13 protein-coding genes are annotated in these 18,924 nt (G+C 49.4%); 7 read left to right on the top strand and 6 right to left on the bottom strand.

Features of this window, described 5'->3' with window-relative positions; all coding sequences use genetic code 11:
- Positions 1–57 precede the first annotated feature (57 nt).
- The 7 genes from GA0116948_RS17650 (at position 58) to GA0116948_RS17680 (ending at position 11,215) form a co-directional block, all read left to right on the top strand.
- Entirely contained in the window at positions 58–1,257 is a 1,200-nt protein-coding gene (locus tag GA0116948_RS17650; RefSeq protein WP_089714648.1) for an ROK family protein, read from the top strand.
- An 820-nt stretch (positions 1,258–2,077) separates the two neighbouring features.
- On the top strand, positions 2,078–5,224 hold the full coding sequence (locus GA0116948_RS17655; RefSeq protein WP_165798291.1) for a SusC/RagA family TonB-linked outer membrane protein: 3,147 nt from the start codon (positions 2,078–2,080) through the stop codon (positions 5,222–5,224).
- A 24-nt stretch (positions 5,225–5,248) separates the two neighbouring features.
- Positions 5,249–6,859, top strand: a complete 1,611-nt coding sequence (locus tag GA0116948_RS17660) for a RagB/SusD family nutrient uptake outer membrane protein (RefSeq protein ID WP_089714651.1) — start codon at positions 5,249–5,251, stop codon at positions 6,857–6,859.
- A 187-nt stretch (positions 6,860–7,046) separates the two neighbouring features.
- A complete protein-coding gene (gene eat / locus GA0116948_RS17665; RefSeq protein WP_089714653.1) occupies positions 7,047–8,357 on the top strand; it encodes an ethanolamine permease in 1,311 nt (436 codons plus the stop codon).
- 11 nt (positions 8,358–8,368) lie between these two features.
- Complete coding sequence (locus GA0116948_RS17670; RefSeq protein ID WP_089714655.1) at positions 8,369–9,739, top strand: ethanolamine ammonia-lyase subunit EutB; 1,371 nt, start codon at positions 8,369–8,371, stop codon at positions 9,737–9,739.
- Positions 9,740–9,789: 50 nt separating this feature from the next.
- Positions 9,790–10,575 (top strand): ethanolamine ammonia-lyase subunit EutC, encoded by a 786-nt coding sequence (eutC, locus tag GA0116948_RS17675; protein ID WP_240619092.1) that lies wholly within the window; start codon positions 9,790–9,792, stop codon positions 10,573–10,575.
- 139 nt (positions 10,576–10,714) lie between these two features.
- The gene (locus tag GA0116948_RS17680; RefSeq protein ID WP_089714659.1) at positions 10,715–11,215 is read left to right on the top strand and encodes a DinB family protein; all 501 of its coding nucleotides are present in this window, start codon (positions 10,715–10,717) and stop codon (positions 11,213–11,215) included.
- An 83-nt stretch (positions 11,216–11,298) separates the two neighbouring features.
- Here the strand turns inward: GA0116948_RS17680 and GA0116948_RS17685 are convergent, their stop codons facing one another.
- The 6 genes from GA0116948_RS17685 to GA0116948_RS17710 all read right to left on the bottom strand — a co-directional run bounded on the left by GA0116948_RS17685 (position 11,299) and on the right by GA0116948_RS17710 (position 17,896).
- Positions 11,299–12,291 carry an L-histidine N(alpha)-methyltransferase gene (locus GA0116948_RS17685; RefSeq protein WP_205685999.1) on the bottom strand — a complete coding sequence of 331 codons (993 nt, stop codon included), beginning with the start codon at positions 12,289–12,291 and terminating at the stop codon, positions 11,299–11,301.
- 37 nt (positions 12,292–12,328) lie between these two features.
- A complete protein-coding gene (egtB, locus tag GA0116948_RS17690) occupies positions 12,329–13,480 on the bottom strand; it encodes an ergothioneine biosynthesis protein EgtB (protein WP_089714661.1) in 1,152 nt (383 codons plus the stop codon).
- 11 nt (positions 13,481–13,491) lie between these two features.
- Positions 13,492–15,060 carry an ABC transporter permease/substrate-binding protein gene (locus GA0116948_RS17695; protein WP_089714663.1) on the bottom strand — a complete coding sequence of 523 codons (1,569 nt, stop codon included), beginning with the start codon at positions 15,058–15,060 and terminating at the stop codon, positions 13,492–13,494.
- Between the two features lie 31 nt (positions 15,061–15,091).
- On the bottom strand, positions 15,092–16,042 hold the full coding sequence (locus tag GA0116948_RS17700) for an ABC transporter ATP-binding protein (protein ID WP_089714665.1): 951 nt from the start codon (positions 16,040–16,042) through the stop codon (positions 15,092–15,094).
- Positions 16,043–16,145: 103 nt separating this feature from the next.
- Entirely contained in the window at positions 16,146–17,525 is a 1,380-nt protein-coding gene (locus GA0116948_RS17705) for a mercuric reductase (RefSeq protein ID WP_089714668.1), read from the bottom strand.
- An 89-nt stretch (positions 17,526–17,614) separates the two neighbouring features.
- Positions 17,615–17,896: a DUF427 domain-containing protein gene (locus GA0116948_RS17710; protein ID WP_089714670.1), complete on the bottom strand. Its 282-nt coding sequence runs from the start codon at positions 17,894–17,896 to the stop codon at positions 17,615–17,617.
- Between the last annotated feature and the right edge of the window lie 1,028 nt (positions 17,897–18,924).

Here is an 18,924-nt window from a genome sequence, read left to right on the forward strand (position 1 = left end):
ACTTTTAATTTAAATATTTGTTAAGAATCGAACAGATATAACGTTCCGTCATCTAAAATGAGTAGTACTTTTATTCAACGTCCCGTCAACACTTTGCAAAAACGTATACTGAAGCAGCTCTATTTTGAGAAGGCCCAGTCTTGTGCAACGTTGAGTGAATATTTGGATAAAAGTATTCCGGTAGTTACAAAGGCGTTGATGGAAATGGTGGAGGATGGGCTGGTGGTGGAACAGGGATTTGCCGCCTCACAAGGCGGTCGCCGTCCTCAGATGTATTCATTACCTTCGCGTAAGTTGTACACTGTAGCAGTGGCTATGGATCAGCTAACCACCCGCATCGCCATTATGGACCTGCTCAACGAGATCGTAACGGGTACCAAGCATATGGTGATGGACCTGGAGAATAATGAAGAAGCATTACCTACCTTAATAAAGGAGATCAATGCATTCATCATTGCTTCGGGATTACCCAAAGAGCAAATGATAGGAGTAGGGATAGGCATGCCGGGTTTTGTGAACACCCGGGAAGGGCGTAACCTCAGTTACCTGCACAGCGGGGAAGTAAGTTTGGAAAAATACCTGGAACGCGCCATTGGCCTTCCGGTACATATAGATAACGACTCTAGTGTAATTGCCCTGGCCGAACTTAAATTTGGATTGGCCAAGAAACATGAGCAGGTGATGGTGATTAACGTGAGCTGGGGCATAGGTCTTGGCATGATCGTAAACGGTCAGTTGTTCCGTGGTCATAGTGGTTATGCCGGAGAACTAAGTCATATCCCCATTGCCGACGACGGCACCCTTTGCGTGTGTGGCAAAAGAGGATGCCTGGAAACGGAAGCCTCTTTGCTGGTAGTAGCCCAAAAAGCTACCGCCGCCATGGAAAAAGGCCATATTTCCAGCCTGCTGGGATGGCGCAAAGACAGCGGAAAACTAATGGGCGATGCCGTGATTGAGGCGGCCAACAAAGGCGATCAGTTTGCCATTGAAATTTTATCCGAGATCGGCTATAAAATTGGTAAAGGCCTGGCTATACTCATACACATTATGAACCCGGAGCTGATTATATTGAGTGGAAGAGGCACCGGTGCGGGCAAAGTATTGATGGCGCCCATTCAGCAAGCCCTCAATAAATATTGCATCCCAAGCCTGGCTGCTTATACGGATATCCAAATATCCCAATTGGCCTATGATGCCGAATTGCTCGGCGCCGCCGCACTGGTGATGGAGACATTTGATGAGGATGTAGCAAAATAAATAGACTAATTTTATTATAACGATTATAGCTTGTATTTCCGATTTTTAACACTAATGCTTTAACAAGAAAAGAATTTAACAAACCTGTAAATATTATACAATAAAATCTAAAACAAGAACATATCATTCAACCAAAAGCGTAATACCACAATTAATTTTACTTTTGAAAAACGACTAACGAATTATTTAGGTCAATTTATTTTCCTGATATTTTAAATATATCAGTGTGTGTGTTTCTATTTCTAACTTTTTTTTGAAGAGCGTTTGCCCCACAGAGGCTGGTATAGTGCATTTACTGGTTTGTTGCAAGTAATAAACATTAATCACAATCAAGAGCAGGCTTTGGCCGGAAGGCAAGTGTGTTTCTATTTACTTATTACAAAAAAAACGCCGCTAAAAAAGGTTTTTCAATCAAAATTAATTGTTGTGAAAGAGGTGGTTCTATCTGCCGCTTGTTGCTCATAGCTAATAATAAGCGCAATAAGGAAATAATGTCTGTAATTTTTTTTGTTCCCAATGTCCTGAAAAGGGTTAACGCCGTAGGTTCGCTGATTTGTTGCGTGTAATAATCTCAAAAAAATCATGATGATCCTTTGCCGGAAAAGCAAGTGTGTTGTCATCTACTTATTACAAAAAAAAGCTGCTCATAAAATTCTCAGTGAAAAAGAAATGATTGCTAACTCGGATGGTCTGATCTGAAGCCTATGATTGATAGGTGAATAATGAGCGCAATATGGAAAAGCTTTCTATGATCTTTTACGCCAATAGCATCCACCACTATGGTCGTAATCAAGAGTTCTCTATTTACAAACTAAACAGTATGAAAAGAAAAACAATGCTTTTGCTCGTTGCACTGGTAGGCAGTACAACGATTGCAGTAGCCCAGGACAAAACCGTGAAAGGCCGCGTAACCGTGCAGGCCGATGGAACGGTATTGCCTGGTGCTACGGTGCGGGTACTTGGCTCCAATCGCGGTGCGATAACCGGGGCCAATGGTGAATTTACGCTCGCTGCGCAGGTAGGCGATTCCCTGGAGATCTCCGGCCTGGGTTTCACTACGCAGCGCATCGCGGTAGGTAACCAGGACCAGATCAACATCCGGCTGGCCGAAAACAGCCAGTTGCTCAAAGAAACAGTGGTAACCGCCCTGGGTATCACTCGCCAGGCCAAGTCGTTATCTTACGCGGTAGACAAAGTTTCTAATGAGGAACTGACCACGGTGAGAGATGCCAACGTGGTGAACAGTCTTACCGGAAAGGTAGCCGGTATACAGATTAACCGCAGCGGTTCCGGCATTGGCGGTTCTGCGAGAGTGGTGCTGCGTGGTAACAAATCTACCCGCGAAAACCAACCACTGTATGTAGTGGATGGTGTACCCATGGCCAACTATACGCCGGCACAGCCCGGGGATGGCTGGGGACAGAGTATCGGTACTTCCGGTGGCCTGGACGGCGGCGATGGTATTTCTAACGTGAACCCGGAAGACATTGAAAGTATGTCGGTATTGAAAGGTGCCGGCGCTGCAGCTCTCTATGGTTCTGCTGCTGCCAACGGGGTAATTCTCATTACCACGAAAAAAGGCAAGGTTGGCAAAACCACCATCAACGTTTCCAGCGAAGTAACGTTGGATGACCTCCTGTACAAGGCCCCCCTGCAATTTAAATACGGACAAACCCCCGATCCCGATGGCAAAACGCCCGGCTCCTCCACTAGCTGGGGAGGCGTGGTGAATGCAAGGGACTGGACAAGCGATTTTTTCCGCAAGGGTATTACCAACTTTAATTCCCTGGCGCTTTCCAGCGGTACCGAACATAGTCAAACTTATTTCTCTTATTCCTATGCCGATAACAAAGGCATAATGCCCAATTCGAACGAAAGCAAGCATAATCTTGACTTCCGCGAAACGGCTAAGTTCTTGCATGACAGACTAACGGCGGATGCAAGCGTTTCACTGCTGTCGCAAACGATGCTGAACCTTCCTACTAGTGGGTTGTATAGCAACCCCCTTACCGGTTTGTATGAAATGCCCCGTGGATTAAATTTTAATACCTACCGCGATAACTACGAAGTGTACTCCCCGGTACGTAACACCACTATTCAAAACTGGTGGAACATAAACTCCGATAGCGCTTTATTGAATACAGGGTATGATGGTTCAGAAACCCAACAGAACCCTTACTGGATTCAATACCGCGTTCCACACACTGGTAGGCGCAACCGTATATATGCTAATGCATCCCTGAGTTATAAACTCAATGACTGGCTAACCCTCACTGCACGGGGCAACATCGATAAGTCTATTGACGAAATAGATGTACGTGCTTATGCCACTACCCAGCAAGTGCTTTCCGGAACCAATGGGCGTTATACTTTCCGGCGCGCTACCAATACTCAGTTGTATGGCGACCTGTTGCTAGCGGGTAATAAACAACTGAGCAAAAGTTTTGGGCTGAACTTCACCCTGGGCGGCAGCACCACCAACGTTACTAATGACCAAACCACTTTTGACACCAATACAGGTGGTAAAGGGTTGCGCTATGCCAACAAATTTGGCCTGGCTTACATCCTGCCTACTTTCCTGAGTGTAGACCAGACGGCTACCCGCAAAGTACAGCAGGCCGCATTTGGTACCGCTTCCCTGAGTTATAAGGGTTTTCTTTACCTGGACTTAACGGGCCGCAATGACTGGTCTTCTACTTTTGCATACACACCGGTAAAAGATCATGGATATTTCTACTATTCTGCCGGCCTTTCTGCAGTGCTGAGTGATGCATTTAAATTGGCGGAACCCATTAGTTTCGGCAAAGTGCGCGTTTCCTACGCATCGGTTGGGAACGACGTACCCGCTTACGTAACCAACCCTTCGCCTTACACAGTCAATAACCAGAATGGTTCTGTGATCAATACCAAAGGGCCATACCCCGGCACCTACCTCAAACCGGAAAAAAACAGTTCTTTTGAAGCAGGTACGGAATGGCGTTTCCTGAAAGACAGGATAGGTTTTGATTTCACCTATTATGCTAACCAAAATAAGAACCAGTATATAGAAACCCAGGCTCCCTCCGGCGGCTCGCTGACTACTTATTACCTGAACTCCGGTAATATCAAAAATCATGGTATTGAATTGTCTGTTAATGCAACGCCTATCAAAACACACCTCGTTACCTGGACCACCGGTGTTAATTATTCATTCAATAAGAACGAAGTGGTTTCCGTTAAAAATGCTGCAATAGGCGCGCAAACCGATTATTTCGTACTCACCGGCATTGGCAACCTGTTATATGGCTCTTACATCCGCGAAGGTGGTTCATGGGGCGATATTTACGGTCACTTCTTCCAGCGTGACCAGGCCGGTAAGATCGTGGTAGACGACGATGGGAAGGCGCAGCGTGGTACCGCCACTTACACCGATGGTTTTGATCCAAGCCTGAAAAAGATCGGCAATCCTACCCCCCGTTTCCTGCTGGGGTGGACCAACTCCCTCACCGTGCAGGACTTTACGCTGAGCTTCCTGATAGACGGTCGTTTTGGTGGTAAGGTAATGAGCGTTACCCAGGCCGTACTGGACTACCAGGGCAATTCAAAACAAACTGCTGCTGCACGCAATGCAGGTGGCGTGAATATTGACGCGGTAACGGCAGACGGCAGCAAATTTGCCGGTCCTATCGATGCTATGACCTGGTATCAAAGTGTAGGCGGTCAGAACGGTATTTCTGAATACTATATGTATGATGCCACCGCTATTCGCCTGCGTGAACTGTCGCTGCGCTACAATGTACCTTTGCACTCAAAGGGCATCAGCAGCCTGAATATTTCCCTGATTGGCAGAAACCTGTTCTTCTTTGAAAAGAAAGCACCATTCGATCCAGAGCTGTCTATGTCTACCAGCAATGGCTTGCAGGGCGTGGAAACCTTTACGTTGCCCACTACGAGAAGTATGGGTGTGAGTGTTAAAGTGGGCTTCTAATTGTTTACGAACAAAACTATCTACATGAAAAAGTTACTTTCAAATAAAACGCTCGCCATCGGAGCTACAGCCATTACGCTATTTGCCAGTGGCTGTACCAAAAGTTTCGAAGACATTAATAAAAATCCTTACGGCCTCTCCAATGAGCAACTGGCGGTGGATTACCAAAACCTGGGCGAACCGCTGAAACAAGCGGAGCTAAACATTTATAACGGTACTGCCACCTGGATGTTCCAGGTGCAGCAAAACCTAAACGCCGATATTTTTTCTGGTTATATGATGACTAAAAGCGATTTCGGCGCTACCAATAATCATACGTACAACCTGAATGCCGGTTGGAACACATCGGCCTGGGATTACGCTTATCCCAATGTAATGTCGCCTATCCGTGGGGTACTGGCGGCTACTACCGATCCTAAATATGCGTCTTACCACGCCTGGGCACAGATATTGAAAGTAGAAGGCATGCACCGTGTTTCGGACATCTATGGCCCGATTGTGTACTCGCACTACGGCACTGTAAATGCAGATGGCAGCGTAACCTACGATAGTCAGAAAGAGGTGTACTACCAATTTTTTACAGACCTCGATTCTGCCATTACCACGCTTACCCAGTTGGTGGCCGATAAAGCACTGCCCACCTTTACCGATTTTGACCTGGCCTACGGCGGTAGTTTTGAACAATGGCTGAAATTTGCCAACACCCTGCGTTTGCGTCTGGCGCTGCGTATCGTGAATGTTGATCCGGAAAAGGCCAAGCTGGAAGGAGAGTTGTCGCTGGCCAACCCCGGCGGTTTCCTGGAAACCAAAGACGATAACCTGAACATCAACACCGGCAATACGCCCAACCCACTTACCGTGATCAGCCAGAGCTGGACGGATATTAGTTTTGGTGCGCCCATTGCCTGTTACCTGAACGGGTATAACGATCCCAGGGCTTCTAAGTATGCCAATAAAGCCACCTTCCCTGCTTCCGTAGCCGATAAGATCATCGGTATCCGTAACGGGGTAGACGTAGGCAGCGCTGCGAAATACGCCGGTTATTCTACACTGCCCACTTATCCGAACACGGTACAGTGGATGACAGCCGCCGAAGCCTGGTTCCTGCGTGCAGAAGCCGCTATCCGCCAATGGACGGGCGCAGGCGATGCTCAGACCAACTACGAAAAAGGGGTGCGTACTTCCTTTGATCAATACGGTGTAACCGGTTCTGCCGATGCCTACCTGGCCGATGCCACCAGCACAGAAGAACCTTACGTAGATCCGCTGGCCACTGTAGCAGGTGCCAACGACGTACCAGCCGGTTCGCCCTACCTGAGTACCATCACCATCAAATGGAACGCAGCCGATCCTTTTGAACGCCAGTTGGAGCGCATTATCACCCAGAAATGGCTGGCCAACTATCCGGAAGGGGAAGAAGCCTGGGCCGAATTTCGCCGCACCGGCTATCCAAAACTGTTTCCAGTGGTCAATAATAATAGTAATGGTACTATTTCCACTTCCCTGTTCATACGCCGCCTGCCGTTTGCACAGAGTGAAGTGGGTACCAACCCCGCAGGTGTTGCCGCGGCTACCGCCCTGCTGGGTGGTCCCGACAACGGAGGTACTGCCCTGTGGTGGGATACCCGCCATTAGTCTTTTCTTTTTAACTGTTAATTTTAGGGCCCGTCTTTTTTAAGGCGGGCCTTTTTGTGTGCCCTGTTTTACTGCATATTAAATTATACGGAGCGTCCAGTCATCCGCCATATTTTTTCCTATCTTGTTACTGGCCAAAAGCGAGGGCTATCTTCCATCCTATACACCACTATTAACGCATTTATATATGGCAGCAAACGTTTCCCTGAAGAAAGCGATTACGCCCCTGCAATTGTGGGCCATTGCCGTAGGCCTGGTTATTTCCGGCGAATATTTCGGTTGGAATTATGGCTGGGGTACTGCCGGTACGGTGGGTTTCCTGCTGTCGGTGCTGGTTATTACGCTGCTATACGGCACATTTATTTTCAGCTTCACCGAACTTACCACCGCCATTCCGCAGGCGGGAGGCCCTTTCACCTACGCCTACCGAGCCCTGGGTCCCTGGGCTGCACTGGTGGCGGGTTACGCTACCCTGGTAGAATTTCTGCTGGCCACGCCGGCCATTGCCATGGCGCTGGGTACCTACGTGCATTTTTTATATCCACCGCTGCCAGTGCAGGCAACGGCCATTGTTGTGTACCTGCTGCTCACCGGCATTAATTTGCTGGGCATTAAAGAATCGGCGGCGTTTACACTGCTCATGACATTGCTGGCCGTGGCAGAATTGTTATTGTTCATGGGCATTGTTGCCCCTGCATTTAAAACATCGAATTTTATGCTCGATGCCCTGCCGGTGAGCTGGGGCGGCGTGTTTGCCGCACTGCCCTTTGCCATATGGCTGTACGTGTGTATAGAAGGTGTGGCCATGGTGGCCGAGGAAGTGAAGTCGCCCGCCCGTACCATCCCGGTGGGATATATTTCCGGCATCCTTACGCTGATGTTGCTGGCGCTGGGTGTTATGATCCTGAGTGGCGGGGCTACCAATTGGCATGGGCTTACCAACATCGATTATCCCCTGCCGGAAACCATTGCCAGCGTGCTGGGGCGCAGCAGCCACTTCACCCGCCTGTTTGCCGGCATTGGTTTGTTTGGGCTGCTGGCTTCGTTTAATGGTATTATCATCAGTTATTCCAGGCAGCTATTTGCGTTGGCCCGTGACCGTTACCTTCCGGGCTTCCTGGCCCAGGTAAGCAGCCGGCGGCAAACGCCTTACTGGGCGCTGCTTTGCGGGGCCGGCATCGGCATATCGGCCCTGTGCCTGGGCAAAACGGACCAACTGGTGGTACTCTCTGTACTGGGTGCCATAGTCATGTACGTGATCAGCATGATAGGCCTGTTTGTACTGCGGCGTAAAGAACCTGGCCTGCACCGGCCTTACCATGCACCCGGTTATCCCTGGGTGCATGCGTTGGCGCTGCTGCTCTCCCTGCTGGCCATGGGGTGCATCGTATATTACAATGTGCAGATTAGTCTTATTTTCCTGGAAGGGCTGGCTGTGGCCGCCGTATATTTTTTTATAACGGGAAAGCATAAACGAATTTATACAGCCTTACCTTAAGTGTATATGTTATGGCTTACAAATATTCCATCGGCGGTCATACCTACGCATTCACCGACCTGAAAACCTTGCTGGCAAAAGCTTCGCCTCACCGTGCGGGCGACGTGCTGGCCGGCGTGGCGGCAGAAAGCTACCAGGAAAGGGTGGCGGCCCAACTGGCACTGGCGGAGGTGCCGTTGCGGCAGTTTTTACAGGAAACCATCGTGCCGTATGAGCAGGATGAGGTGACCCGCCTCATCATCGATACGCATGATGCGGCCGCTTTTGCCAGCGTGCAGCATTTTACGGCAGGAGAGCTGCGCGACTGGCTACTGAGCGATGCCGCCACTACGGCTACCTTGCAGGCATTGGCTAAAGGCCTTACCCCGGAAATGGTGGCTGCCGTGTCTAAACTCATGCGCAACCAAGACCTGATCAGTGTGGCGCGCAAGTGTGAGGTAGTAACCCGCTTCCGCAATACCTTGGGGTTAAAAGGCCACCTGGCCGTACGTTTGCAGCCTAACCATACCACCGACGACCCAAAAGGTATCATGGCCAGCACGCTGGACGGCTTGTTATATGGCTGCGGCGATGCCGTAATTGGTATTAACCCCGCCACAGACAGCCCGGCCATGACCATCCTGCTGCTGCAACTGCTGGACCAGTTGCGCCAGCAATTTGATATACCCACGCAAACCTGCGTATTGTGCCATATCACCACCGCTTTGCAAATCATGCACAAAGCACCGGTAGACCTGGTGTTTCAGTCTATTGGTGGTACCGCTGCTACCAACACCAGTTTTGGCGTGAGCCTGTCCCTATTGCAGGAGGCCTATGAGGGGGCGCTTTCTTTGAATCGGGGTACCTTGGGGCAAAACGTAATGTACTTTGAAACCGGCCAGGGGAGCGCCTTATCGGCCAATGCCCACTTTGGTTGCGACCAGCAAACTCTTGAAACCCGCGCCTACGCTGTGGCCCGGCATTTTAATCCTTTGCTGGTAAATACCGTAGTGGGTTTCATTGGCCCGGAATACCTCTACGATGGAAAACAAATTACCCGCGCCGCACTGGAAGATCATTGCTGCGGCAAGCTGCTGGGCCTTCCTATGGGGGTAGACGTGTGTTATACGAACCACGCTGCCGCCGACCAGGATGATATGGATAACCTGCTTACTTTGCTGGGTGTGGCCGGTTGTAACTATATCATGGGCGTGCCAGGGGCCGACGATATCATGCTGAATTATCAATCCACCTCTTTTCACGATGCGCAATATGTACGTCAGGTGCTGGGCCTGCGCCCTGCCCCGGAATTTGAGCAATGGTTGTACCGCCAGGGCATTACAGATCTTACTGGAAATCTCCTGCCTGTGCCGGCATCGCATCAGTTATTAGGTGGCATGTAATAGTATACGCTACCGGGAAGGGCACTTGTTATTTTAAATAAATATCCGCCTTGCAGCATGCTGCAAAAAACAGGAAAACAATGGAAGACGCCTGGAAATATTTACAACAATTCACTACTGCCCGGATTGCACTGGGGCGTACAGGCACTAGTATTCCCCTGTCCGAAATGCTGGCCTTTCGTATGGCCCATGCCCATGCTCGGGATGCGGTGTATTCCCTGCTGGACGTGGATGGCCTGCAATCGGTGTGCAGTACGGTTTTCCGGCTGCCGGTGCGCCTGCTGTGGAGCCAGGCGGCCCACCGCGATGAGTACCTGCAGCGGCCAGACAAGGGCCGGCAACTGCACCCGGAGGCCGCCGCATTGCTGGAAGCCCTGCCGGCTGCCGATCTTCATAAAGACATTGCATTTGTGATCACGGATGGCCTGTCTGCCACGGCGGTAAACGTACATGCGTTACCGTTACTGTCGCTGGCGATACCCCGTTTACAGGCATTAGGTTTTAGCCTGGCACCTATTCATCTCGTTACGCAAGGAAGAGTGGCCGTAGGAGATCCTGTGGGGGCCTTTTTACAAACCAGGATAGTAGTGGTGCTGATAGGAGAGCGCCCCGGCCTGAGTAGTCCCGATAGCATGGGCGCTTACCTCACCTTTGCGCCTGCACCTGGCCTTACCGATGTGTCCAGGAACTGCATTTCTAACATTCGGCCAGCAGGTTTGTCGTATGCCGCCGCCGCAGACCGCCTGGTATATTTGCTCCAGCAAGCGCTCCGGCAGGGTATCTCGGGTGTACATTTAAAAGACGATTCTATACAGGAAACGCGGCTCTTGGAATAGGTGCATTTTTACTGGAAGACAGGATGGTCGCAAGTTTTCATGGTATGCAGCAGATAAAGAATTTCAAAAATAGTGCCGCCAGTTCAGGCCTGAAAATTGCGGCAATATATCATCTTCACTTTTAAAACCTGTTAGCGCCATGACCAACACTACAACTACCGCTAATAACCGTATTACGGTAAATACTTTGCGTGAAATGCTGGAAGGTCGCCACGCCCACGCCACGCTGGAAGATGTGGTGAGCAACCTGCCGGTACATTTACGGGGAGTGGTACCCAATGATTTGCCCTATAGTTTATGGCAATTGCTGGAGCATATACGCATTACCCAATGGGACATTCTTGCCTTTTCACAAGATCCCCAACACGTGTCGCCTCCCTGGCCAGAAGGTTACTGGCCCAAAGAGCCTGCGCCGCCAGATGCACAGGCGTGGGATCGTACGGTGAAGGCCATCGAAAAAGACCGTACTGCTTTCGTGAAACTACTGGAGGCCAAAGATGCCGACCTGTACGAACCCTTTCCGCATGGTGATGGCCAGAACCTGTTGCGCGAGGCCATCCTGATCATCGACCATACCAGTTACCACCTGGGGGAAATGCTGGTATTGAGAAGGCTGCTGGGGGCTTGGGAAAAAAGTTAATAGATAAAATTACAGCATCCAAAAAAAAAACCTTGCACCGTGTGATGCAAGGTTTTTTGGATGTATAATTTCCAGGGCCATGGCTATACTTTCCATATGCAATCCACAAACCATTTCTTCTCATCATAAAAATCCTGCACCGGCATAAATCCGCTGTCGGCTGCCAGTTGGTTGATTTCTTCCTGGTTGTATTTAAGCGATATTTCCATGTCTATACATTCGTCTTGCTTAAAACGGAACACACGTTCGCCTATGTGTACGCGCTGGGCTTCCAGGCTCACGAGGAAACTTTTGCAGGCACCGGAAATGGGATCGTAATAAGCGTAGTGCGTAAATGCATCTACGTTAAAATCAGCACCCAGCTCCCGGTTGATGCGGGTAAGAAGGTTCAGGTTAAACGCCCGGGTAATGCCTTGCTGGTCGTTATAAGCATTGAGAATAATGAGGGGATGCTTTTTCAGGTCGAACCCGATCATCACCAGGTCGCCTGGTTGCAGCCGGGCTCGCAGGTCCTTGCAGAAGGAGCGTGCCTCTTCCCGGGTAAAGTTACCAATGTTAGCGCCCATAAATAATACTACCTTACTGCGATTGCTGCGTTCACTGGCCGCTTCCAGCATGTTAAAATATTCACCTTGCAAGCCTTGCATGTGCAGGCCCGGTACACGCAGGGGCAGTTCCTGTTCCAACTGTGCTATCACATTGGACGATATATCTATGGGGTAATACGTATAGTCGTTTCCGTTATCAATCAATTGATGTAGCAGGTGTACCGATTTGGTGGCATCGCCCGCGCCCAGTTCCACGAGGTCAAACGCGCCGGGCAGGTGTTGCTGGATAACCTGGGCTATTTGCGACTGCTGGTGAGAAAGAATATCCAACTCGCACTGCGTAGGATAATAATCTTTACAGTTCATCAGGTCTTGAAACAGGCGGTCGCCAACGGCGTCATAAAAATATTTGGAGTCCAGTTTTTTCTGGGGGGCGCTCAGGCCTTTCATTACATCACGGCAAAAGGCGCTTTGTGGCAGGGGGCTTGTTACCGGAAAACAGGTCATTACAGGTTTGGTGGTAATCATACACACAATTTTTTAAAGGTCTGAACGGGTACTATTGCTATTTCGCCAGCCTTATGCCGGTGAACTGCCAGCGCAGGGGCGTTTGGAAAAAGTTGCGATAGGTAATTCTGCTGTGTCCGGGCGGCGTTACTTCCGATGCTCCGCGCAGTACCATTTGATTTACCATAAACTTGCCATTGTATTCGCCAATAGCACCAGGGGCTTTGGTAAAACCGGGATAGGGCAGGTAAGCGCTCTCGGTCCATTCCCAGCGCATCCCCCATTGAAGCTGGGGGGCTGCCACTTCCCACTCCGCTTCTGTGGGCAAGCGCATGCCTTTCCAGGCAGCAAAAGCATAAGCTTCGTAATAACTTACATGACATACTGGTTCTTCGGGTGGTAAAGGCTGTAGGCCCTGCCAGGAATAATGCATCCACTGTCCGTTTACCAGGTGCCAATAGAGCGGGTTTTTTACCTGGTGATTTTTTACCCAATCCCAGCCTTCCGCATGCCAGTAGCGAAAATCGGCATAGCCTCCAGCCTCCATAAAGGCCAGGTATTCGGCATTACTTACCAGCGTAGTGTTGATATAATATTCCTGGAGATATACTTTGTGGCGGTTCAGTTCATTATCAAAGCAAAAACCATGGCCGGCAAAACCTATTTCATACACACCCTCCGGCACGCGCAAACTGTTTGCGGTAGGAATGGCGGGCGGCGTTGCCGCATAAGGCGGATGGCCATAGGCAGGCAGCAGGGGATTGTGCCCGAGAATGTATTTGATATCCGTGGCCAGCAGTTCCTGGTGTTGTTCTTCGTGTTGTAGGCCAAGGACAAACAATGCCTGGAGATGGTCTGGCAGGCCTTGCTGTAGAAAAGCCTCCATGGCAGCATCCACATGATCGCGGTAGCGCAGTACGTCCTCCACGCTGGGGCGGCTCAGGTTACCACGATCCGTGCGTACCACCCGGGCACCAACCGTTTCGTAATAGCTGTTAAACACAAAATTATAGTCGGGATCAAATTCCGTATAGCCATGTACGTTAGGCTTCAGGAGAAAGGTTTCGAAAAACCAGGTAGTATGGCCCAGGTGCCACTTGGGCGGGCTTACATCTACCACGGGCTGTACCACATAGTCTTCCGTTTTCAGGGGGCGGCATAGCTGCATAGAGCGTTCCCGCACGGTCCTGTATTGAGCTGTAATTTGCATATACCAGGTGGTTAGTGATACGCTAAATAATGCTGAAGGTCGGTGATGGAATGAATATTTAAATCCTTGGCCTGTTGTTGACGCATCATTAAAGCATACGTGTTATTAAATCCAATCGGGGCTAGCCATTTGATATGAAATCGTTGCATAAATTCCTTACACACATAATCATATACTTTTTGTGGATCAGTGATGATAGCATCTACCTGTTTTTGCGGCACTTGCAGCAGCACCAGCAGGCCAGTGCCGGTGTATTCCGGATACAGATCGATCTGTTTATTCATCAAGGCATCGAAACATATTTTGGTGCCGCCCAGCCCTGTTTTAGTCACCACTTTCAGGTGGGTATATCCAGGAATGAGCAGGGCATACAGGTGGGCCAGTAAATATCCGTCTCCAAACATTTTAGCCCCTACTGTAATGGTGCCTTCGCTGCCATCGCCCGGTGGTTGTAGCAAATGCTGCGCCGCCAGGAAGTCACGGGCCACTGTTTCAGGCGATTCTTTCAGATAATCTACCCGGTAATTCAGTGCCCCCATAATGCTATCATTAATAATGCCGGATAATTTGTTCAAGGCGGGTGTCAGGTCGGGGTATTTGTCCAGTGTTTCCTGCAATGCAATAGGGGCTGCAAAGTAGGGGGGGAAGATGTGCCGGTTATCCTGCAAAATAGTCAGGTGGTAGGCTTGCACACGCCCATCGGTAGTGCTGCCGCTGATCACGTCTACCTTTTTGTCATACGCCGCTTTGTACATAATCATATCGTTGATTACCACGGTGCGGATATTTAAATGGTAAACTTCTTGCAATCCAATATTACCATCGTGCCGGCCCATGAATTCTGCGGTGAAACCAGCCAGTAGTTTGCCTTTCAAGGTTACAGGCAGTAAGTAAAAAGAGGAGAGTACTATAAAGGCCAGGGGAAGCATATACAGCGCGGTTCGGAATTTGCGGCCTTGCAAATGTTGCAGGCGGCTCAGTGACCAGTCGAAGCAAACGGCCAGTAGTGCGGCAGGAATAGCGCCGGCCAGCATCATGCCTACATTGTTCAGCGCAATGCCCCCGAAAATAAATTCGCCCAGTCCGCCGGCCCCGATGTAGGCCGCCAGGGTGGCCACGCCCACATTAATGACCGTGGCAGTGCGTATGCCGGCCAGTATTACCGGCATGGCCAGGGGCAGTTGCACCTTCCATAATATTTGAGCTTGGCTCATGCCCATGCCCCGGGCCGCTTCCAGGATGGTGGGATCTACCCCGGTAATGCCGGTATAAGTATTGCGGATAACGGGGAGCAAAGCGTAGAGGAAAAGTGCCACAATAGCGGGTTTGGCTCCAATGCCCAGCAAGGGTATCATAATACCCAGCAACGCAATGCTGGGAATGGTTTGCAGTACGCCGGCAATGCCCAATACAGCGCCTGCCATGGCCCTGCGCCGGGTGATGAAAATACCCAGGCTTACACCCACCATCACGGCCAGGCACACAGAAATAAAAGTAAGCCCAATATGTACCAGTGTTTGCTCCAGCAATTTGCCGGACTGCTGCTGCACAAAATGAAAAAAGCCGCTTTGTTCTGGCATAAAATAGTATGCTGGTTAAATGGAATAGTGACTAGGCCTGTTTGTACTGGCGGATGGCCTGCAATAGCCCTGCGCTGTCTACACTTTTATGCAGTGCTCCGTTCCGGATGTTGATCACTTTTCCCGGGTGGTTATTCAAAAAATCAAGGGCTTCCCAACTACTGTGCTGCGCGGCTATCTCGGGAACATTCGCCGCAACTGCGGCAAGGGGCAGGAAAGGCCAGAGATCCAGTAGGCCTATGGTCTTCCATTCCAGCGACAGGCGTTGCGCGGCAAAGAAGGATTGTACAAAATCGTTGGCAGGATGTAATAACAATTGTGCAGGTGTACCCAATTGTTGTATGCGCCCTTCGTGCAGCAGGCAAATGCGGTGGCCCATCTCAAATGCTTCTTCCACATCGTGGGTTACCAACACAATAGTTTTATCATGTATTTCGTCTAGCGCCATTACCTCCCTGCGTACATGATAACGGGTTACCGGGTCCAGTGCGCCAAAAGGCTCATCCATCAGTAGGATAGGTGGCTGTGCAGCCAATGCACGGGCCAGGCCCACTCGTTGTTGCTGACCTCCACTTAGTTGCCCCGGGTACATGGCTGCATGTTCGGCAGGAGATAAGTGCAATTTTTCCAATAAAGCATGTACCCTCGCCTGTATTTTTGCAGCATCCCATCCCAGCATTTGCGGCACCAGTGCAATGTTTTCTGCCACAGTATAGTGGGGAAACAGGCCGTGGTACTGCAACACATATCCCATTTGCCGGCGCAGCAACTCAGGTGCTAGGCTTTGTATATCGATATTGTTCACCATTATTTGGCCGCCATCTAGCGGCAACAGGCGGTTAATGCTGCGCAGCAGCGTAGTTTTCCCGCTGCCACTGGTACCCAGCAATACCAAAATTTCACCGGCAGCTACGGTAAAAGAAATATTGTCCAGGATGGTTTTGTCACCGAATTGCTTGCGTACGTTGGATAATGTGATCATATCAGGTGAGCTGCGCCATGGTGGCTGCGCTATAAGGGTAAGAAGTTACGGTAAAAAATACAATTCCGCTACAAACAGGCTGTTGAGAAAAATACGCAAGTTGTTACGCTTGTTTGAGCTGCATAAACAGGTTGTTCAGCGACTCGGAGAAGAGGGGGTGGGCAAACATCATATCCCTCAATTGGTCCGCCCGAATGCGCCCGGCCATGGCCATTTGCAGCACTGTCATCACTTCTCCGCCTGAAGCGCCGAGTATGCTGGCGCCAAGTATCTCCATTGTTTCGCGGTGTACAATTGCTTTCATGAGGCCCCTGGTTTCACCGGTTTCTATGCCCCTTGCTACCTTACTCATAGGAAGGGATACCACCGTAAAGGGTAGTTGCCGCTGCTGCGCTTCCTGCTCGGTTAGGCCTACGCGGCCCAATTCGGGATCGGTGAACATGCAATAGAGCAAAGGCCTGTCTTGAGTAGACTGGCGGGTATGTTTCAGCAGATTATTGCGGAGGATAATGTAGTCATTATACGACACATGGGTAAATGCCGGCCCAGGCTTCACATCACCCAAAGCGTATATGCCTGGTACATTAGTTTCCAGGTATTCATTCACCAGGATATAACCCTTGTCATCCACCTGTAGCCCGGTGGCAGCAGGATGCAGCGCTGCCGACTGCGGAACGCGGCCGGAGGCCAGCAGGATGTGGGAGGCCTCCAGTATATCATTAGTAGAAAGCGTAACCTGTATTTTCTCCGGAACCAACTGGTTTAGCTCGGTTACTGCCGCTCCGGTGTGGATAGTTATGCCTTCGCTGACCAGCATGTCCTGCACGGCATGGGCAATGTCTTCATCTTCTTTTGGTAAAATGCGATGGCTCTTTTCCAGTATACTCACCGTACTGCCCAGGCGGCGGAATAATTGTCCCATTTCCAGCGCAATGTAGGATGCGCCTACGATCACCAGGTGAGTGGGTATTTTATCTACATCCAGCAGCGAGGTGGAGTCGTAATACGAAACATGCGCAAGACCTGGGATGGCTGGTATCAATGGCTTTGCGCCGGTATTGATAAAAATTTTATCGGCGGTAAGCGTTTCGGTAGTACCATCATCTTTCATCACGGAAATAATTTTTTGCCCGGTAAAAACGGCGGTACCATACAGCAGTTCTAATCCTTTCGTTTGCTGTAACCCCTTTTCGGTGTTGTTACGGGAAGAAGCCACTACCTTATTTTTACGGGCAATGATCGTGGGCAGGTCTATCGTAAAGCTGCGCACGTCTACACCATGGTCGTAACTATGTTTTACCACGTAAGCGGCGCGGGCATCGGCTATCATTGTTTTGGTGGGTGTACAGCCATCGTTTACACAGGTGCCACCTACCCAGCGTTTTTCGATGATAACAGTGTTCAATCCGCTTTGGGCAAGTGCTTTGGCAAGCGGGGTGCCGCCCTGTCCGGATCCGATGACGATGGCGTCTAGTTTTCTCATGGGGAAAATATTGTTTTGGCAGCAAGGCAAATATGGCTTCCAGTTGTGCGGAGCCGATCTTATTACCCTGTAGCCGGTGATGAATGCAACTATGGGTGTACTACAACACCTTTCCAGAAGGCTATGTAATCTTTGATCTCCCGTGCGGCATCTTTAGGGGCGGGGTAATACCAGGCCGCATCTTTATTAACCGCCCCATTCACCAGCAAAGAATAATAGGAGGCATCGCCCTTCCAGGGGCAATACGTATGGGTGGTACTATCCTGCAAAAATTGTTTTCTAACAGCTTCCGGCGGGAAATAATGATTGTTTTCAATCACGATCGTCATGTTACTTTCGGCGATGACTTCGTTATTCCAGATGGCTTTCATAAACAATAATTTTTGAACCGTGATAGTAAATGCGTCAAATACTGTACCGTAGAACCAGTTTCCAAATTACGTATAGGGGTTAGCGTTAGTTTGAAAAATTCGGCAGCGGTAATTGGTTATAATGATACTATTTTAACATATATTGGTATTATTTTGATAAATATAAGACTTCCCTTGCACAGTCCGTTTCTTGCGAGTAATTTTCGGAAAGAGAATTTTACCAACCAACCATTTAGCATGAGCAGAGCAAATTCCTGGTAGCGCAACCGGCGCGCAGGTATACCATTTAATTTTTTTTGTAAGGCACTATTATTCTTTATCGGTTCTACTATCATCAATGGATGGGGTGGGTATTTAAAGCCACGCCGTGTACTACTGCTTGAACGGGCTTCCGTGTAGGGAGGCAGATAAACGTGCCGTTATAATAAATCGTTGAACATAAGATGTTTAGTTCTAACATTGGCATCCGCAACAGAGCGCCTCACCTGCTTGGGTGGATGGCGTCAAATATTATTTTTTTTATTGTGGAGTTGTATTTTATAAAAACAAAAAAAAGTATTATTTTAGACTTACATAAAATAATGCCGGCGTTTAGTGAGATAAGCCAGGCGAATATCGACCAAAATCTAATTTCGAATCTTGAAGCGAGCGATTATCTGTCTCATAATATTACAGTATTCATCAGCAACCTATTAATTTGTTGTAGTGACTTCTTTCCTTCTGTAGCAGGTAAGCAAGACACACAATTGTGGCAATATAGCGCCTTACAAAACTATAATGATAATTATTGTCTATGCAATGCTGAACAGTACGCTGTTTGGGGCTTGCTATGACCCAACATTCCTGAAAACAATTATTGCAAAAGATATTTAAGATTTGCTATTACATAAGCATGTTGATCAATTACAGAAGGGGGTGTTTTCACCTCCTTCTTTTTTTGGTGCGCCACGCATGGCGATAAACTAGACGGTGTAAGTCCGTTATGGGGGTATGTAATCGCCAACCATTAGCCAAGAGCAAGGGTGTCC

It is taken from the genome of Chitinophaga costaii, from assembly GCF_900094705.1.
Taxonomy (GTDB): Bacteria; Bacteroidota; Bacteroidia; order Chitinophagales; family Chitinophagaceae; genus Chitinophaga; species Chitinophaga costaii.